This is a genomic window from Streptomyces lushanensis, assembly GCF_001700515.1.
GTDB lineage: Bacteria > Actinomycetota > Actinomycetes > Streptomycetales > Streptomycetaceae > Streptomyces > Streptomyces lushanensis.
This window is the reverse complement of sequence record NZ_MAUD01000490.1, coordinates 1-254: the sequence shown is the minus strand read 5'-3', so window position 1 is coordinate 254 and position 254 is coordinate 1.

The following is a 254-nucleotide window of genomic DNA, read 5'->3' as shown; positions in this document are numbered from 1 at the left end:
CGGCGCGCGAGGTGGACGCCTGATCGCTGTCCGGCGCCCGGGCGTGCTAGGCTGACAGCGTTGCAGTTTTGGTACCCATGAACTTTATGTGCGCCTGACGGGAATGTTCCTCAGGCGCATTATTGTTTTTGCCGGCTTCTCCGGATGGGGCTCAATGCGGCGACGAGGAATTCGTAAAGTGCGGATTTCCGGCTCTGCACCTGTTTTAGGAGAATGACATGGCTACTGGCACCGTGAAGTGGTTCAACTCGGAA